Below are 17,990 nucleotides of genomic sequence, written 5' to 3'. Positions count from 1 at the left end.
GCCTCCCGGCCCGCGTTCCGTACGTCTCTGCGTTTTCGTACGTCTCTACGTTTCGTACGTCACCGGGCGGCGGGCGGCGACCGGAGGCGGTCCGGACGCCGCGTTCGGGCCCCGGGCCCGGGCGGGCTCAGGACGTGGCGGCCGTCGGCAGGTCCGGGCTCGTCCGGGGGCGACCGGGGACCAGCCGCAGCGCGAGGACCATGGTGAGCCCGCCGCCGGGGGTGTCCTCGGCGGCGAGGGTGCCGCCCATCGCCTCGGTGAAGCCGCGGGCCACCGCGAGGCCGAGGCCCACCCCGGCGCCGCGCGGCGCGTCGCCGTACCGCTGGAAGGGCTCGAAGATGCGTTCCTTGGCCTCCTCGGGCACTCCCGGGCCGCGGTCCACGACGCGGAGCTGCACCTGGTCGGTCATGGTGCTGGCGGAGACGAGGACGGGCTTGTCGTCGGGGCTGTATTTGAGGGCGTTCTCGATGACGTTGGCGACGGCCCGCTCCAGGAGGCCCTTGTCGGCGGCCACCATCGGCAGTTCCTCGGGGATGTCGAGCACGACGTTGTCGGCGGGCGTGGCCATGCCTTCGAGGGCGAGCGGGACGACCTCGTCGAGGTCGATCTCGCGGACCATGGGCATCACGGTGTGGGTCTGCAGGCGTGACATGTCCAGGAGGTTGCCCACGAGGTGGTCGAGGCGGTCGGCGCCGGCCTCGATGGCGGCGAGGAGTTCGGCCTGGTCCTCCTCGGACCACTCGATGTCGTCCGAGCGGAGGCTGGAGACGGACGCCTTGATGCCGGCGAGCGGGGTGCGCAGGTCGTGGCTGACGGCGGCCAGCAGGGCGGTGCGGATGCGGTTGCCCTCGGCGAGGGTGCGGGCTTCCGCCGCCTGGGACTGCAGGCGCTGGCGGTCCAGGACGACGGCGGCCTGCGCGGCGAACGCGCCGAGCACGCGGCGGTCCTCGGCGGGCAGCACGCGGCCGGTCAGGGCGAGGGCCATGTAGTCGCCGACGGGCATGTCGACGTCGGCGTCCTCGGGGCGGCCGACGTGCGGGTGGGTCCCGACGCTCGCCGCGCAGGTCCACAGGGAGATGTCGCTCTCGCGCTCCAGGAGGGCGACGGACTCCATGGCGAAGGTCTCGCGCACGGTCTCCAGGAGGGACTCCAGGCTGTTCTCGCCGCGCAGCACGCTGCCCGCCAGATAGGACAGGATCTCCGACTCGGCGCGCAGCCGCGCGGCCTGATGGGTGCGGCGGGCCGCCAGGTCCACGACCGACGCCACGGACAGGGCCACCACTATGAAGATCACCAGCGCGACGATGTTCTTCGGATTGGAGATCAGGACGTGGTGGACGGGTGGGGTGAAGTAGTAGTTCAGGAGCAGGGAGCCGAACAGCGCCGACGCGAGCGCCGGCAGCAGTCCGCCGAGCAGGGCCGCCGCCACGGTCAGCGTCAGGAACAGCAGCATGTCGTTGGCGAGGCCGAGGTGCGGCGCGAAGCCGCGCAGCAGCAGGGCGAGCAGGATCGGCCCGCCCATGCCGACCAGCCAGCCCCAGATGAGCCGCCTGCGGCCGAGCCGGGTGGCGCGCGGGGTGGGCGACAGGCTGCGCCCCTTGCCCGCCTCGTCGTGCGTGACCAGGTGGACGTCGAGGTCGGGCCCCGACTCGCGGGCGACGGTGGCGCTGACGCCGGGCCCGAAGACGTACTGCCAGGACTTGCGCCGGGAGACGCCGAGGACGATCTGGGTGGCGTTGACGCCGCGCGCGAACTCCAGGAGCGCGGCGGTGATGTCCTCCCCTATGACCTGGTGGAAGGAGCCGCCGAGGTCCTCGACGAGGGTGCGCTGGACGGCGAGTTCCTTGGGCGAGGCCGCGGTGAGGCCGTCGCTGCGGGCGATGTAGACGGCGAGCACCTCGCCGCCCGCGCCCTTCTCGGCGAGCCGGGCGGCCCGGCGCAGCAGCGTGCGGCCCTCGGGGCCGCCGGTGAGGCCGACGACGATGCGTTCGCGGGCCTGCCAGGTGGAGCGGATGTTGTGCTCGCCCCGGTACTGCTGAAGATATTCGTCGACCCGGTCGGCCACCCACAGCAGCGCCAGCTCGCGCAGGGCGGTCAGGTTGCCGGGGCGGAAGTAGTTCGACAGGGCCGCGTCGACCTTGTCGGCCTTATAGATGTTGCCGTGTGCCATCCGGCGGCGCAGCGCCTGGGGCGACATGTCGACCAGTTCGATCTGGTCCGCGCGGCGCACGACCTCGTCCGGGACGGCCTCGCGCTGCCGGACGCCGGTGATGTTCTCGACGACGTCGCCCAGCGACTCGAGGTGCTGGATGTTGACGGTGGAGATCACGTCGATGCCGGCCGCGAGCAGCTCCTCGACGTCCTGCCAGCGCTTGGCGTTGCGCGAGCCGGGGATGTTCGTGTGCGCCAGCTCGTCCACCAGCGCGACGGCCGGGGCGCGCTGCAGGACGGCGTCCACGTCCATCTCCGTGAACGTGGCGTCCCGGTACTCCAGTTCCTTGCGCGGCAGCAGTTCGAGGCCGTGCAGCATCACTTCCGTACGCGGACGGTCGTGATGCTCCACGAAGGCCACGACGCAGTCCGTGCCGCGCTCGATACGACGGTGGGCCTCGGACAGCATCGCGTACGTCTTGCCGACGCCGGGTGCCGCCCCCAGATAGATCCGAAGCTTGCCGCGTGCCATGAATCTCGTTTCTGCGCTCAGGTGCGGGGGACGCGCCCTCGATCAAATCAAAGGCACTCAGCATGCCAGACGCCGGATCCGCCCGCACCGTTCACTTCCCGCACCCGTTCCGCGAAGGGCAGCGAAAGCACCATGGTGAGGCCGCCACCTGGCGTGTCCTCGGGTGTGAGGGTGCCGTCCATCGCCTCGGCGAGGCCCCTCGACAGGGCGAGGCCGAGCCCGAGCCCCGTCGTGTTGTCGGTGTCGCCGAGCCGCTGGAAGGGCTCGAACACCCGGTCGCGGTCGGCCGCCGGGAGGCCGGGGCCCCGGTCGACGACGCGCAGTTCGACGCGGCCCGCCAAGACGCTCGCGGTGACCAGGACCTTCCCGCCGGGCGGGGTGTGGCGGGCGGCGTTGCCGACGAGATTGGCGATCACCCGCTCCAGGAGCGGCGGGTCGGCGAGGACGGCGGGGATCTCCTCCAGGCTGCCCGTCTCGACCGGGCACGCGACGGGCAGCGAGTCGAGTGCGGTCGGCAGCACCTCCTCAAGGGCGGTGTCGCGCAGTTCGAGCTTGAGGGCGCCCGCCTGGAGACGGCTCATGTCGAGCAGGTTGTCGACGAGACGGTTCAGCTTGGTCATGGACTCGTCGGCGGTGGCGAGGAGTTCCTCGCGGTCCTGCGCGGAGAAGTCCAGGTCGCGGCTGCGCAGCGAGCCGATCGCGGCGAGCGCGGCGGCCAGCGGGGTGCGCAGGTCGTGGCCGACGGCCCGCAGCAGCGCGGTGCGCATCCGGTCGGCGGCCTTCACGGGCTCCACCTCGGCGGCGGCCTCGGCGAGCCGGGCCCGCTCGACGGCGGCGCCCACGTGCGCGGCGAACGCGGCGAGGACCCGGCGGTCGGCGGAGGGCAGGGTGCGGCCGCGCAGCACGAGATAGGCGTCGGTGCCGGCGGGCACGGCGGTCACCAGGGCGGCCGCGGTGCCTTCGGTGTCGGGCGGCTGCTCCACCAGCTCGGCGGCATCCACGCCGAAGGCCTCACGGGCGCGTTCGAGCAGGGCGGGGATCGGCTGCCCGCCGCGCACGATGGTGCCCGCGAGCGACGACATCGTCTCCGCCTCGGCGGTGGCGCGCGCGGAGCGGCGGGACAGGCGCAGCGACCGGTCGACCACGGCGGCGACGGTGGCGGCGACGATCGCGAACACCACGAGCGCGAGCATGCTGTTCGGATCGGCGAGCGTGAAGTGCCCGATGGGAGGCATGAACCAGTAGTTGAGCAGCAGCGACGCGGTCACGGACGCCACCACCGCGGACAGCACGCCGCCGATGCAGGCCACGCCCACCACGGCGAGCAGGAACAGCAGCGCCACGCTGGTGAGGTTCAGGTGCCCGCGGGCCACGTCCAGGTCGAGCAGGAAGGTGAGCACGATCGGCAGCAGCAGCCCGGCGACGGGGCCCCCGACGCGGCGCGGGCCCGACAGCGTCCGTCTGCGGGAGGGCAGGAGCGTGCCGCGGCCCGCGCGTTCGTGGGTGACGGTGTGGACATCGATGTCACCGGAGAGCGCGACGGCGGTCTCGCCCGTGCCGCGCCCGGTGAGGAACCGCTCGAAGCGGCCGCGGCGGCTGGAGCCGAGGACGAGCTGGGTGGCGTTCTCGGCGCGCGCGAACTCCACGAGGGCGGTCGCGATGTCGTCGCCGACGACCGAGTGGTAACTGCCGCCCAGGTCCTCCACGAGCCTGCGCTGCCGGGTCAGGGAGGCGTGCGAGGTGCCGGCGGCGAGCCCGTCGCTGCGCGCGATGTGCACGGCGAGGAGCTCACCGCCCACGGAGCGGTCGGCTATGCGGGCGGCGCGGCGGATCAGCGTGTCGCCCTCGGGGCCGCCGGTGAGGCCGACGACGACGCGCTCGCGGATCTCCCACACGCCGCCGATGCCGTGCTCGACGCGGTAGGCCTGGAGGGCCTCGTCGACGCGGTCGGCCACCCAGAGCAGGGCGAGCTGGCGCAGGGCCGTGAGGTTGCCGGTGCGGAAGTAGTTGGCGAGGGCCGCGTCGACCTTCTCCGGCGCGTGGATGTTGCCGTGCGCCATCCGGCGGCGCAGCGACTCGGGGGCGACATCGACGAGTTCGATCTGGTGGGCGCGGCGCACGACGTCGTCGGGGACGGTCTCGGCCTGCGGCACCTTGGTGATCTTCTCGACGACGTCCTTGAGGGACTCCATCTGCTGGATGTTGACCGTGGTGACGACGTCGATCCCGGCCGTGAGCAGCCGGTCGATGTCCTGCCAGCGCTTGGGGTTGCGGCCCTCGCCCGGGACGTTGGTGTGGGCGAGGTCGTCGACCAGCGCGACCTGCGGACGCCGGGCCAGCAGGGCGTCCAGGTCGAGCTCGGTGAACTCGCCGCCGCGGTAGGAGCAGCGGGCCCGCTCCACGACCTCGAGACCGCCGGCCCTCGCCTCCTCGAACGCGGCTTCCGTGTGCGGACGCCGGTGGCACTCCACGAAGCCCACGACGACGTCGGCGCCGCGCGCGGCCCTTCGCCGTCCTTCGTCGAGCATGCGGCAGGTCTTGCCGACCCCCGGTGCCGCGCCGAGGAAGACCTTCAGTTGTCCGGGTCGTACGTCCGTCATCGCGCCGGTGTCAGAACCTCTCCGGGAAGAGCCGTGCGAGGACGAGGTATCCGACCAGGCTGACGGCGACGAGGAGACCCACCACATTCTCAGCGCTCACGGTCCTCAACTCCTTGGCGTGCCGGGTGACTTCCTTGCGAAGCCGCTTGGTGACTCCCCCACCGAAGCCGCTCACGGGGAAAGCGGACATGCCCCTTGACACATCCTTGGCAGCTCTCACCAGGACGTTGACACTGCCTTGACGTCACGCGGGCCGGCGACCCCCGCCCGCCGCCGGTACCGGTCCAACGGCTAACGCAAGGACTCGATCGTGCGGGACAGGCTCTCCGCCCCGTGCCCCTCGGACACCTGCTGCTCGAACAGGGCGTGCAGCGGGGCGAGCAGGTCGACGCCGACGCCCTGCCCCCGGGTCGCGGTCAGGATGTGGGCAAGTCCGACGGCGTTGATGTCCATGTTGGACGTCTCCGTGCGGTAGTCCCCGGAGTCGATCTCGGCGGCGAAGCCGGGCAGCGCGCCGATCGCCTCCTTGAGCCAGCGGACGAGGAGTTCGGTGACCCGCGCCGCGTCGATCCCGGCGGAGCCGCCGACGGCCACCGTCTGGAAGAACCCGGCGAACATGCCGTACATGCCGCTGAGCAGCGCCACGTCGTACACCGCCGCGAGCCCCGCCTCGGAACCGACGAACTCCGCTCCGCCCAGCGTCTCCAGCAGCGTCCGGTACCGCGCGAAGGCGTCCTCGTCACCGCTGTAGAGGACGAAGGCCTCCGGCGTTCCGATGGTCTGCGGGATGGCGTAGACGGCGCCGTCCACGTACGCGGCGCCCTGCCCGGTGACCCAGGTGCCGAGTTCGCGGGCGGCCTCCGGGATGCCGGAGGTGACGTTGACGACGACGCGGCCCGCGAGGGCGTCCGCGGCGGGCGTGAGCAGGTCACGGACGGTCGTGTAGTCGAGTACGCAGATGACGACGAGGTCGCTCGCCGCGACGGCCTCGGCCGGGGTGGCCGCCAGGGTGGCGCCCCGGGCGACCAGTTCGTCCGCCTTGTTCTGCGAGCGGTTCCAGACGGTGACCTTGTGGCCCTGGTCGAGGAAGGTGCGGGCGAGGACCTGGCCGAGGTTGCCGAGGCCGACGACGGTGACGGTCGTGGGTTCGGGGGCGGTGGTGGGTTCGGGGGTGGTGGGTTCGGGGGTGGCGGTGGCCTGGTCGTTCGCGGTCCGGTTCCGGGTCTCGCTCATGGTGTGCCTCCGGTGGGTGCGGTGCCGGGCGGTGCGCCCGGCCTGTGGTCATCACCGTGCGGGTGGGCACTGCCGGTTCGCTGCCGAGTCGCTGCCGAGTCGCTGTCGGTGCCCTGCCGGTCCCCTGTCGAAGCCGGCCGGGGGTCGCTCACCTGGCGGGTTATCGTCGTCGGCATGCGATTCGGGGTGCTCGGTCCGCTGGCCGTGTGGACGACGGACGGCGCGGCGGCGGCCGTCCCGGGGGCCAAGGTCCGTGCGCTCCTGGCCCACTTGCTGGTGCACCCCGGCCACTCGGTGTCCGCGGACCGGCTGATCGACGGGCTGTGGGGCGAGGAACTGCCCGCCCATCCGGCGAACGCGCTCCAGGGCAAGGTGTCCCAGCTTCGCGCGGCGTTGGAGCGGGCCGAACCGGGCGGCCGGGCCCTGGTCGCGGCCGGGCCCGCCGGTTACGCGCTGCGCGTCGCGGCGGACGCGGTCGACGCCGGCCGGTTCGCGCTCCTGCTGGAGCGGGCGCGGGCCACCGCGGACGGGCCGCGCGCGAAGGCGCGGCTCCTCGACGAGGCGCTGGGGCTGTGGCGCGGCGAGGCGTTCGCCGACTTCGCCGACGCCGCGTTCGCGCGCGGCGCGATCGGCCGCCTGGAGGAGGACCGGCTCACCGCGTGGGAGGAACAGGCCGAGGCGCGCCTGGAGTCGGGCGAACACGGGCCGCTCGCCGCGGACCTCGCCGACCTGGTCGTACGCCACCCGCTGCGGGAGCGGCTGCGCGCCGCGCACCTGCGGGCGCTGTACCGCGCGGGCCGCCAGGCGGAGGCCCTCGACGCGTACGAGGACCTCCGCCGCCGCCTCGCGGACGACCTGGGCCTCACCCCGGGCGCGGAACTCGTGGCGCTGCACGGGGCGATCCTGCGCCAGGATCCGGCGCTGGACGCTCCGCTGGCTGTGCCCACTAGCGGCTCCGCCGCGGGGCCGCGAGGGGCCGTTGATTCTCTGCGGCCTCGTCGTGGCTGGTCGCCCCCACGCGGCGGAGCCGCACATGTCGGAGCCCCGCGCCCCTTCGGGGGGCTGCCGAACCGCAGTGAAGCGCACGCCGGGCCCGGGGCAGCGCCCCGCACCAACCTTCCCGCCCCCGTCGCCGGCCTCGTCGGGCGGGACGACGACGTGCCGGGAGTACGTCAACTCCTCGCCGCGACCCGCCTTGTGACCCTCACCGGGCCCGGCGGGGTGGGCAAGACGCGGCTCGCCGTCGCGGCGGCGCGGGGGCTCGCGGACGGGTTTCCCGACGGGGTGTGGCTGGTCGAGCTCGCGGGCCTCGACGGCGCGGCCGGGCGAGGGCCGGACGCGGTGGCCGAGACGGTGGCCGAGGCGGTGGCCCGGGTTCTCGGGCTGCACGAGGAGCCGGGTGCCCCGGTGGCCGCGGTCGAGCGGCTGACGCGGGCGCTGCGCGGGCGCCGACTGCTCGTCGTCCTCGACAACTGCGAGCATCTCGTGGACGCGGTGGCCGAGTTGGCGGACGTACTGCTGCGCGACCTGCCGGGACTCAGCGTCCTCGCGACCAGCCAGGAACCGCTCGATGTGAGCGGCGAGCGGGTGTGGGCGGTGCCCCCGCTCGACCTGGCGAGCGCCATGGAGCTGTTCCGGCGGCGGGCCGGCCTTGGCGCCGGGCCCGGGGCGGGGCTCGGCGCGGACGACGACGAGGCGGTCGCCGAGCTGTGCGTACGCCTCGACGGCCTGCCGCTGGCGCTGGAGCTGGCGGCGGCGCGCGTCCGCACGATGGGGGTGCACGGACTGCTGTCCCGCATCGACGACCGGTTCGCCCTGCTCGCCCGCGGCTTCCGCGGCGCCCCGGCGCGGCAGCGCACCCTCCGCGCGGTCATCGACTGGAGCTGGTCGTTGCTCACACCTCCGGAGCGCACGGTGCTGCGGCGTCTCGCCGTGCACGACGGCTGCACGCTCGACGCCGCGCAGGCCGTCGGCGCGGGCGGCACCGTACGCGGGACCGATGTGCTCGACCTCCTCTCCCGCCTGGTGGACCGCTCCCTGGTGGTGGCCGCGGACCGGCCGGACGGGCCGCGGTACTGCGTCCTGGAGTCGGTCAGGGAGTACGGCGCCGAACAGCTCCAGGAGGCGGGCGAGTCCGACGCCGTACGCGAGCGGCACAGCGTCCACTACGCCGAGCTGGCCGTACGGGCGGGCCGGTTGCTGCACGGGCCGGAGCAGCGGAAGTGGCTGGATCGCCTCGACGAAGAAAGCGCCAATCTGCGCCGGGCACTGGACACGGCGGTCCGGCAGGGGGCGGCGGGCCGGCAGGAGGCGGCGGGCCGCGCGCTGGACATGGTCAACGCCCTGTCCTGGTACTGGGTGCTGCGGGGGCGGATCGCGGAGGCCCGCAGGTCCTTGGACGCGGCGCTGGCCCTGGTGCCCGAGCCCGCCACGGAGACCGCCTCCGCGCGCGCCCTCGCGCTGGCCTGGCGGACCGGCATCTCACTGCGCGAGGGCACCGACGCGGGCGCGGACGCGTACGCGGACGCCTGCGCAGGCACGGACACCGGACCGCAGGCCACCGGCGAGACCGGACCGGAGGCCACCGGCGAGGGCGAGCACGGCCACGAGGGCGGACGCGAACGCGAGAGCCGCGGGGGCAGTCCCGAAACCGCCCGCCTGCTCCGGGCAACCCTCGCCGCCCACCAAGACCTTGACGACCCGTCAGTCCAGGCAACCGCCCTGTGGATCCTCGGCTCCGCCCAGATGGGCGCGGGCGCCGTACGCACCGGCGAGCGGCTGGTCAACGAGGCGCTCGACGCCTTCGCCGCCCTCGGCGACACCTGGGGCACCGCGGCCGCGCTCAGCGTGCGCGCCCGGCACGCCATCGCGCACGGCGACCTCGCCGCCGTACGGCGTGACAGCGAGCGCAGCGCCCGTCTCTTCCGTGAACTGGGCGACGAATGGGGGCAGTTGCAGACCGTCTTCCCGCTCGCCACGCTCAGCGAGATCGCGGGCGACTACGCCGAGGCGGCCCGGCTGCACCGTGCCGGACTGGCCATCGCGGAGCGCCTCGGACTGTGGACGGAGGCCTCCAAGCGGCTGTCCGGACTTGGCCGGATCGCTCTGCTCACGGGCGACTTCGCACAGGCCCGCGCCGCACACGAGCGGGCCCTGCGCCTCGCGCGCGACCACAGCTTCCGCTCCGGCGAACTGGACGCGCTCATCGGCCTCGGCCTCGGCGCGCGCAGGGAGGGCGACCTGGCGGGCGCCGAGCGGCACATGCGGGAGCTGCTCGCCTGGTTCCGGGGCGCCGACTACGGCCCCGGCGTGACGCTCGCGCTCGCCGAGCTGGGCTTCGTGGCGGAGCTGCGCGGCGACGCCGCGGCGGCCCACGCGCTACACGCGGAGGGCTTCGACGTCGCCCTCGGCCTCGGTGACGCGCGGGCACTCGCCCTGGCCCTGGAGGGCCTCGCCGGGGCGGCTGCCGCCGCCGGGGAGCACCGCGCGGCCGCGACGCTGCTCGGCGCTGCCGCCGCGGCGCGCGCCTCCGTGGGAGCGCCGCTTCCGCTGGGCGAACGGCGGGACGTGGACCGGGTGTCGGCGGCGGCCCGCGCACACCTCGGCGACGGGACGTACACAACCGCGTTCGAGGAGGGCGGGCGCCTGACGCCCGAAACGGCCCGCGGCCACGCGACGCCCCCGGTCGACGCGGCCCACCGCCACCCGCCCCACCGCCCCGCGCCCACCGCGACACACCCCGGCACCGACCGGCCCGCATCCACCCCAAAAGCCGCAAGTCGACTAGATCCCACCAGCCCCACCCGCCGCCTGTAGCCCCTCCGCACGCCCACGGTCAACCGCTGGTTTCCGGTCGAAGGCCGCGCCGCTCAAAACAACCAACCGCTCATTTTCCCAGGTCAGCCGGTTGTTCCGCGTTATACCACCGGGCTCCGTCCACATTTTGGACGGCCCGCACGGGCCGCGCCCGGCCGCCCTGAGCTGCCCGAACGGCCATTCGCTCCTCGCTCAGCGGAGCCAGTCATCCGGAAATCGACCATCCGCTTGCCGCTCACTCAGCGCACTTGCCAGACTCCCCACCGCAACCGCAAGCAGCACACGCAATCTCCATGTAACACCCAGCATTACCCACAAGAAACACAATCCCCGAACAACCAACCCGCATTGAAGGAGCGTCAAAGTGCGTCACCTCCTGAAGACCGTGAGCGCGGCCGTCGCCGTGGCTGCCGGTGTCCTGACCGTCTCGGCGGTCTCGACCGGCACGGCCGCGGCAGCGCCCGCCGAGCCGAGGGGCCTCTACGCGCCGTCGGACCTGGTGCTCACCGTCGGCCAGGGCGAGGACGCCGCCACGGCCACGGTGCAGCGCGCGGTAGTTCTCAGCTGCGCGCCCAAGGCCACCGGCACCCACCCCGCGCCGCGCGCGGCGTGCGCCGAACTCGACGCAGTCAAGGCGAAGTTCGACCTGCTCGTCGACAAGGCGCCGAAGGGCATGTGCACCAAGGAATGGAACCCGGTCGTGGTCTCCGCGGCCGGCGTCTGGCAGGGCAAGCACGTCGCGTGGTCGACCACCTTCGGCAACCCGTGCATGAAGAACGCGGCCCTCACGAACGGCGCCCTGCTCAACTTCTGACGGACCGTCCGTCCCCGCACGGCTCCTGACGGACCCTCCGTCCTCCCTGGACACCTCGGCAACCTTTCGTGGGGGGAGGAAGCCGAGGCACGCGGCCCCCGATGTCCCGAGCATCGGGGGCCGCACAATGCCGTTTTCCGGAACCTGCCGTCTCCGGAGTCTGTCGGATTTCCCCGAACCTGTCGGTGCTGTTTTCCCGGAACCTGTCGGATGCTGTCCGGGAACCCGTCCGGCCCGAGGAGGTCCCCCGTGCGCACCCCCGCCCCCGACGTCTACGACGGCCTGCCCGGTGGCATCGGCGTGTCCCGGCTGCGCGTGTACGACTGGCCGGCCGCCGACGGACTCCGGGGCGGCACGCCCCACCTGCATCTCACCTGCACGGAGGGCTACGCGGTCGTGAGCGGCCGCGGCGCAGTGCAGACCCTCACATCGGCCGGTTTCCGGCAGACCCCGCTCGCGCCGGGCGCGCTCGTGTGGTTCACTCCCGGCACCATCCACCGGCTCGTCAACGAAGGCGACTTGACCATCCACGTCCTGATGCAGAACAGCGGCCTGCCCGAGGCGGGCGACGCGGTGCTCACGCTGCCGCCGCACCTGCTCGCCGACCCCGCGACGTACCGCGCCGCCGCAGCGCTGCCCGCCGACGGGACCGAGCAGGCCAAGGAGGACGCCGCCCGACGCCGGCGCGACCTGGCCGTCGAGGGGTTCACCGCGCTGCGCGCCGCCACGGAAGCCGGCGACCCCGAGCCGCTCGCCGTCTTCCACCGGGCCGCCGCCGCGCTGGTCCGGCCGCTGACCGCGGCATGGCGCGAGCGCTGGCACGCCGGCGCCGCCGCGTCGGCCGCCGCCACCGGCGCACAGCTCGACGCGCTGGCACGGGGCGACGCGAGCCACCTGGCGCGCGCCCGGCTGCGCGCCGAACTGCCCGCCGAGCGCGGCCGGTTCGGGATGTGCGGGCGGCTCGACGTGTACGAGACCGGGGCATGAGCACCGTGCACGAGACCGGAAGCATGGGCACCGCGGACGACGCCCCGGACGGCCCGCACGCCAACACGGTGGTGGCCGAGCCCCTCACCACCGCGCGACTGGCCCTCGAGCCGCTGCGCGTGGCGCACGCCGAGGAGATGGCGGCCGTGCTCGCGGACCCGGCCCTGCACACGTTCATCGGCGGCGCCCCGGACGACGTGGACGCCCTGCGGGCCCGCTACGCGCGCATGGTCGCCGGGCCCCCCGAGCCCCGTACGTCCTGGTGCAACTGGGTGATCAGGGTGACCGACGAGGGCCGCCTCGCGGGCACCGTGCAGGCGACGGTGCGACCCGCCTCCGGCGGCCTGGCGGCCGAGATCGCCTGGGTCGTGGGCACACCGTGGCAGGGCCGGGGCATCGCGTCGGAGGCGGCGCACGCCCTCGTGGAGTGGCTGCGCGGACGCCCGGGGGTGACGTCCGTCCTCGCGCACATCCACCCGGCCCACGACGCGTCCGCCGCAGTGGCCCGCGCCGCCGGACTCACACCCACCGGGGACCGACACGACGGAGAGATCAAGTGGCTGCTCCCCTTGGACGGTTGAGGCAGCGCCACAGAGCGTTGCCGCAGCACCTCGGACCGCTGAGACCGCACCTCGGGACCGCCGAGGCAGCGCCCCGGACCGTCCAAGCCACGCATCGGGCCGTTGACGCGGCGCCGCGAACCACCGAAGCCGCACCCAGACCGTCGAGGCCCGCGCCTCGGGCCGTCTAGGCCGCACCCTGGAGCGCCGGAGGCCACGCCTGGGCCCTTGCGGCCCGAGCCCCGCTCAGAACGGCCGGTCCCCCGCGATCGCCACGCGTTCCGCCACCCTCCGGTGCGGCGCGTAGTCGTCGACGGCGTAGTGCTGTGTCGCCCGGTTGTCCCAGAACGCGATGTCGCCCGGCTGCCAGCGCCAGCGCACCTGGTACTCCGGCACATGGGCCTGGCGCACCAGATGGGCCAGCAGTCGGTCGCTCTCGGCGCGGTCCATGCCGACGATGTGCGTGGTGAAGGACGTGTTGACGAACAGCATCCGGCGGCCGGTCTCGGGGTGCGTCCGTACGACAGGGTGGGTGACGGGCGGGAACTCGTCCTGGAACGGGGCGAGTTGCTCGGGGCCGTAGAAGCGGGCGAAGCCCGGGATGAAGTCGTGCACGGCCACGGCGTCGTCGACGCGCGCCTTGATGTCGTCCGGGAGGTTGTCGTACGCCGCGGCCATGTCCGCCCACATCGTGTCGCCGCCGACGGGCGGCACCTCGCGGAGCTGCAACACGGCGCCGAGCGCGGGCCGTTCGCGGAAGGTGACGTCGGTGTGCCACACGTTCTCGAAGGTGGGCGCGGCGGCGCCGCCCTTCTCGAAGCGGGCGACGTCCTCGGCGGCGCCCCGCGCGAGCAGCGGGTTGGTCTCCAGCTCGCCCCAGTTGCGCGCGAAGGCGCGCTGCTGGTCGGAGGTGAGGTGCGCGCCGCGGAAGAACAGCACCTTCCACTCCAGCAGGGCGCGGTGGAGTTCCTCGCGCAGGGCGGGGGCGAGCGGCCGGGTCAGGTCGGCGCCGCGGATCTCGGCGCCGATGACGCGGCCCTGGGGCACGACGTCGATGTGTACGTACGGAAGCTCCGGCCGGCCTTCCGGGAGGCGGCGCAGGACGCGGCGGCCCTCGTACATCCCGTCGGCGGGGACGCGGGCCTCACGCAGGGCGGGCGGGGAGGCGGGCAGGGCGGGGGAAACGGGCACAGCCGTCATGGGGTGATCCTCGGGTCGGGCGGATTCGGGCGGAGGTGAGACACGAAGGCGCGGCGCCACCGCGTCGCGTCAACGGCCCGAGCGCTCGCACCCGCACCGCCACGGGACGTTGAAACGTCCGAGGCCGGCGGTCAGGTGCTGGATCATGTGGTCATTGTGGGATGCCACCCCGCGTACGTCAACGGATCCGCCGCGCGCCGACGGGCAGGACACCGACCCGCCCGCCGCCGCGGTGCCCGGATGACGGATGATCGTGGCATCCGTACCAAGAAGCTGTGAAGAAGGCAGAGAGGACCACGCCATGGATGAGCGCTTCGACGTCGTCGTGCTCGGAGCAGGACCCGGCGGATACGTCGCCGCCATCCGCGCCGCCCAGTTGGGCAAGCGGGTCGCGGTCGTCGAGGAGAAGTACTGGGGCGGGGTCTGCCTCAACGTCGGCTGCATCCCGACGAAGGCGCTGCTGCGCAACGCCGAGCTGGCGCACCTGTTCACGCACGAGGCGAAGACGTACGGCATCAAGGTCGACGGCGAGGTGTCCTTCGACTACGGCGAGGCGTTCCGCCGCAGCCGCACCGTCGCGGACGGCCGCGTCAAGGGCGTCCACTTCCTGATGAAGAAGAACAAGATCACGGAGTTCGACGGCCGGGGCACCTTCCTGGACGCGAACACCCTTCAGGTGGCGAAGTCGGACGGCACGACGACGACCATCGGTTTCGACAACGCCATCATCGCCACCGGCGCGACGCCGAAGCTGCTGCCGGGGACCCGCCGCAGCGACCGCGTGGTGACGTTCGAGGAGCAGATCCTCGCGGACGAGCTGCCGCGGTCGGTGGTGATCGCGGGCGCCGGCGCGATCGGCATCGAGTTCGCGTACGTCCTGCACAACTACGGCGTGAAGGTCACCGTCGTCGAGTTCCTGGACCGGATCGCGCCGCTCGAGGACGCGGACGTCTCCAAGGAGCTCGCCAAGCAGTACCGCAAGCTCGGCATCGACGTGCTGACCTCGACGCGCGTGGAGTCCATCGACGAGTCCGGCGAGCAGGTCCGCGTCACCGTCACGGCCAAGGACGGCACGAGCCAGGTCCTGGAGGCCGACAAGGTCCTGCAGGCCATCGGCTTCGCGCCGAACGTCACCGGCTACGGCCTGGAGGCCACCGGCGTGGCGGTCACCGAGCGCGGCGCGATCGACGTCGACGGCCGCTGCCGCACGTCCGTGCCGCACATCTACGCCATCGGTGACGTCACCGCGAAGCTGATGCTCGCGCACACCGCCGAGGCCATGGGCGTGGTGGCCGCCGAGACCCTCGCGGACGCCGAGACGATGGAGCTCGACTACCCGATGATCCCGCGCGCCACCTACTGCCAGCCGCAGATCGCGAGCTTCGGCTGGACGGAGGCGCAGGCCAGGGAGAAGGGCTTCGACGTCAAGGTCGCCAAGTTCCCGTTCCAGGCGAACGGCAAGGCGCACGGCCTCGGCGACACCGTCGGCTTCGTCAAGATCATCAGTGACGCGACGTACGGCGAGATCATCGGCGCCCACCTGATCGGCCCCGACGTGACCGAGCTGCTCCCGGAGCTCACCCTGGCCCAGCAGTGGGACCTCACGGTGCACGAGGTGGCCCGCAACGTGCACGCCCACCCGACCCTGGGCGAGGCCGTCAAGGAGGCCGTGCACGGCCTGGCCGGACACATGATCAACTTCTGACGGCCGGTGGCCCCGTCGCGCCCGCGGGGGCGGCGGGGCCACCGTTCGACGAGCTGTCTCGTAGTCCCTCAGGTGGCGGAGGCGAGTACTCCGGCCGATCCTGGGCAGGATGTGACGTGCCTCGGGGGCCGAGGAGAGGCAGCTTCCATGTTCTCTGGCCTGGGCCGGTTCGTGGTCCGCCGCCCGTGGTGGATCATCCTCGCGTGGGTGATCGCCGCGGGAGCCGTGATCTCGCTGGCGCCGAAGCTCACGTCCAGCACGGACGAGGCGAGCTTCCTGCCCGACCACTACGAATCCATCCGCGCGTCGGACCTGCAGGAGCGCGAGTTCCCGCAGCAGCAGAACATCGGCGCGATCATCGTCTTCCAGCGCTCCGACGGCGCGAAGTTCACCGCCGCCGACTCCGCGGACGTCGCCCGCGTCTCCCAGGAGCTCGCGGCGAAGAAGATCAAGGAAGTCCAGGCCGTCGAGCCCGGACAGGTGTCGCCGAACAAGCTCGTGCAGACGTCCGTCGTCGCCATGCCGAAGATCACCAACCCCGAGGACACCGCGCAGCAGGACGCCGTCGAACAGCTCCGCAAGGACCTGAAGCCGGAGCTGAAGGGCACCGACCTCAAGGCGGGCATCACCGGCTCCGCGGCGCAGGCCCTGGACGAGCGCGACGCCTCCGACCGGGCCGGGATCCTCGTCGGCGTCGGCACCATCGTGATCATCATCGTGCTGCTCTTCGTGATCTTCCGCAGCCCCATCATCGCGCTGCTGCCCGTGGTCCTCATCGGCCTCATCTCACCCATGGCCACGGGCCTGATCGCGTCCGCGAACGAGGCCTTCGACATGAAGGCCGACACCTCCATCCAGGAGCTCCTGACCGTCGTCCTGTTCGGCGTCGGCACGGACTACATCCTGTTCCTGCTCTTCCGCTACCGGGAGGCGCTGCGCGCGGGCGAGGAACCCAAGGGCGCCATGGTGCACGCGGTCGAGCGCGTCGGCGAGGCCATCACGTCGGCGGCGGGCGCCGTCATCGTCGCCTTCGCCGCGCTGACGCTGTCCACGCTCGGCATGCTGCGGTCGATGGGCCCGGCCCTGGCGATCGCGGTGTTCCTGACGCTGCTCGCCGGGCTCACGCTGGTACCCGCCGTGGTCTCGCTGCTCGGTACGAAGGTCTTCTGGCCGTCGAAGTCCTGGCAGCGGGAGCCGCACGGCACCGGCTTCGCCAAGCTCGGTACGTCCATCGCCCGCAAGCCCGCGGTCTGGGCGGTCGTGTCGGGTCTGTTCATGGGCGCCCTCGCGCTCGGCGCGCTCGGCTACAAGGCGAACTTCGACCTCGCGGGCTCCTCTCTGCCCAAGGACAAGGAGTCCATCGTCTGGCAGGACAACCTGGAGAAGGGCTTCCCGGCCGGCACGACGGACCCGACCTTCGTGTATCTGACGTCGACCGGCGACGAGCCGCTCGCCGCAGGTCAACCGGCCGCCTTCCGCGAACAGTTGCAGTCCGTCAAGGGCGTGGGCGAGGTGGCGAAGCCGCGCGTCAGCAAGGACGGCACGACGGCCTCGTACTCGGTGGTGCTCGCCGATCCCCCGGCCGCGGACAAGGCACTCGACACGGTGAAGGACCAGCTGCGGCCCGCCGCCCACGACGACGCGCCCTCGGGCACGGAGGCCTTCGTCGGCGGCACGACGGCCGTGTACGTCGACATCAACAAGGCCGTGGACCGCGACTATTCGGTGGTCTTCCCGGTCGCCGCCATCGCCATCATGGTGATCCTCGGCCTGCTGCTGCGCAGCCTGGTGGCGCCCTGGTACCTGATGCTGTCGGTGGCGCTCGGCTTCGGCGCGACGCTCGGCGCGACCTCGATCCTCTTCCAGCAGATCGGCAGCCAGCCGGGCCTGATGTTCATGCTGCCCGTGATCATGTACTTGTTCGTGGTCGCCCTGGGCACGGACTACAACATCCTCATGGTGTCCCGGCTACGCGAGGAGGCCCGCGAGGGCCGCGACCCGCACGACGCGGCGGGCACGGCGGTGCGGCACTCGGGGCCGACGATCGGCTCGGCGGGCGTGATCCTCGCGGGTACGTTCGCGACGCTGATGCTCGCGGGCAACTCCACGCTGTCCCAGATGGGCTTCTCGCTCTCCTTCGGCATCGTGATCGCCGCGTTCGTGATGGCGATGCTGTTCACGCCCGCCCTGACAGCCATGATCGGGCACTCCGCCTGGTGGCCGGGGCACGGCGACGAGAAGCGCAACGGCGGGGGCCCGGGGGCCGGTACGGGCGAACGTCCGGGCAAGGAGGCGGGGGTGGACGCGGATACGTGGCGCTGAGCGGGGCGCCGGGCGGCGCTGAGGGGGACGCGGTGCCGCGCGTCAGGGGGCGGCCTCCCCCTCAACGGCC

At 73.0% G+C, this 17,990-nt stretch carries 11 protein-coding genes; 6 read left to right on the top strand and 5 right to left on the bottom strand.

All coding sequences use genetic code 11. From position 1 onward, the window contains the following. Nucleotides 1-127: 127 nt before the first annotated feature. From AC0KTA_RS33820 to AC0KTA_RS33805, 4 genes are all read right to left on the bottom strand, one after another. Nucleotides 128-2,683 carry a DUF4118 domain-containing protein gene (locus tag AC0KTA_RS33820; protein WP_481051994.1) on the bottom strand — a complete coding sequence of 852 codons (2,556 nt, stop codon included), beginning with the start codon at nt 2,681-2,683 and terminating at the stop codon, nt 128-130. 47 nt (nt 2,684-2,730) lie between these two features. Next, on the bottom strand, nt 2,731-5,283 hold the full coding sequence (locus AC0KTA_RS33815; RefSeq protein WP_481051993.1) for an ATP-binding protein: 2,553 nt from the start codon (nt 5,281-5,283) through the stop codon (nt 2,731-2,733). Between the two features lie 10 nt (nt 5,284-5,293). Then, nucleotides 5,294-5,383: a K(+)-transporting ATPase subunit F gene (gene kdpF, locus AC0KTA_RS33810; protein ID WP_106968048.1), complete on the bottom strand. Its 90-nt coding sequence runs from the start codon at nt 5,381-5,383 to the stop codon at nt 5,294-5,296. A 191-nt stretch (nt 5,384-5,574) separates the two neighbouring features. Then, nucleotides 5,575-6,516, bottom strand: a complete 942-nt coding sequence (locus tag AC0KTA_RS33805; protein ID WP_481051992.1) for an NAD(P)-dependent oxidoreductase — start codon at nt 6,514-6,516, stop codon at nt 5,575-5,577. A gap of 174 nt (nt 6,517-6,690) precedes the next feature. On the opposite strand from AC0KTA_RS33805, the gene AC0KTA_RS33800 reads away from it, so the two are divergent. The 4 genes from AC0KTA_RS33800 to AC0KTA_RS33785 all read left to right on the top strand — a co-directional run bounded on the left by AC0KTA_RS33800 (nt 6,691) and on the right by AC0KTA_RS33785 (nt 12,714). Beyond that, nucleotides 6,691-10,332 carry an AfsR/SARP family transcriptional regulator gene (locus AC0KTA_RS33800; RefSeq protein WP_481051991.1) on the top strand — a complete coding sequence of 1,214 codons (3,642 nt, stop codon included), beginning with the start codon at nt 6,691-6,693 and terminating at the stop codon, nt 10,330-10,332. 364 nt (nt 10,333-10,696) lie between these two features. Then, nucleotides 10,697-11,146 (top strand): subtilase-type protease inhibitor, encoded by a 450-nt coding sequence (locus AC0KTA_RS33795; protein ID WP_481051990.1) that lies wholly within the window; start codon nt 10,697-10,699, stop codon nt 11,144-11,146. A 210-nt stretch (nt 11,147-11,356) separates the two neighbouring features. After that, nucleotides 11,357-12,133, top strand: coding sequence for a cupin domain-containing protein (locus tag AC0KTA_RS33790; RefSeq protein ID WP_481051989.1), 777 nt, complete (start codon nt 11,357-11,359; stop codon nt 12,131-12,133). 23 nt (nt 12,134-12,156) lie between these two features. Continuing rightward, nucleotides 12,157-12,714 (top strand): GNAT family N-acetyltransferase, encoded by a 558-nt coding sequence (locus AC0KTA_RS33785; protein ID WP_481056658.1) that lies wholly within the window; start codon nt 12,157-12,159, stop codon nt 12,712-12,714. Between the two features lie 225 nt (nt 12,715-12,939). On the opposite strand, the gene AC0KTA_RS33780 is transcribed toward AC0KTA_RS33785, so the two are convergent. Further along, nucleotides 12,940-13,893, bottom strand: a complete 954-nt coding sequence (locus AC0KTA_RS33780; protein ID WP_481051988.1) for a TauD/TfdA dioxygenase family protein — start codon at nt 13,891-13,893, stop codon at nt 12,940-12,942. A 301-nt stretch (nt 13,894-14,194) separates the two neighbouring features. On the opposite strand from AC0KTA_RS33780, the gene lpdA reads away from it, so the two are divergent. Then, nucleotides 14,195-15,598: a dihydrolipoyl dehydrogenase gene (lpdA, locus tag AC0KTA_RS33775; protein ID WP_481051987.1), complete on the top strand. Its 1,404-nt coding sequence runs from the start codon at nt 14,195-14,197 to the stop codon at nt 15,596-15,598. 147 nt (nt 15,599-15,745) lie between these two features. Continuing rightward, a complete protein-coding gene (locus tag AC0KTA_RS33770) occupies nt 15,746-17,920 on the top strand; it encodes an MMPL family transporter (RefSeq protein WP_481051986.1) in 2,175 nt (724 codons plus the stop codon). Nucleotides 17,921-17,990: the final 70 nt, after the last annotated feature.

It is taken from the genome of Streptomyces sp. Y309 (genome assembly GCF_056712025.1).
This window is presented reverse-complemented; position numbering and strand designations above follow the sequence as displayed.

Excerpts from the sequence above, each read along its gene's own strand:
- AC0KTA_RS33820 (WP_481051994.1), bottom strand. The coding sequence starts at position 2,683 with ATGGCACGCGGCAAGCTTCGGATCTATCTGGGGGCGGCACCCGGCGTC.
- AC0KTA_RS33815 (WP_481051993.1), bottom strand. The coding sequence starts at position 5,283 with ATGACGGACGTACGACCCGGACAACTGAAGGTCTTCCTCGGCGCGGCA.
- AC0KTA_RS33805 (WP_481051992.1), bottom strand. The coding sequence starts at position 6,516 with ATGAGCGAGACCCGGAACCGGACCGCGAACGACCAGGCCACCGCCACC.
- AC0KTA_RS33800 (WP_481051991.1), top strand. The coding sequence starts at position 6,691 with ATGCGATTCGGGGTGCTCGGTCCGCTGGCCGTGTGGACGACGGACGGC.
- AC0KTA_RS33790 (WP_481051989.1), top strand. The coding sequence starts at position 11,357 with ATGCTGTCCGGGAACCCGTCCGGCCCGAGGAGGTCCCCCGTGCGCACC.
- AC0KTA_RS33785 (WP_481056658.1), top strand. The coding sequence starts at position 12,157 with ATGGGCACCGCGGACGACGCCCCGGACGGCCCGCACGCCAACACGGTG.
- AC0KTA_RS33780 (WP_481051988.1), bottom strand. The coding sequence starts at position 13,893 with ATGACGGCTGTGCCCGTTTCCCCCGCCCTGCCCGCCTCCCCGCCCGCC.
- lpdA (WP_481051987.1), top strand. The coding sequence starts at position 14,195 with ATGGATGAGCGCTTCGACGTCGTCGTGCTCGGAGCAGGACCCGGCGGA.
- AC0KTA_RS33770 (WP_481051986.1), top strand. The coding sequence starts at position 15,746 with ATGTTCTCTGGCCTGGGCCGGTTCGTGGTCCGCCGCCCGTGGTGGATC.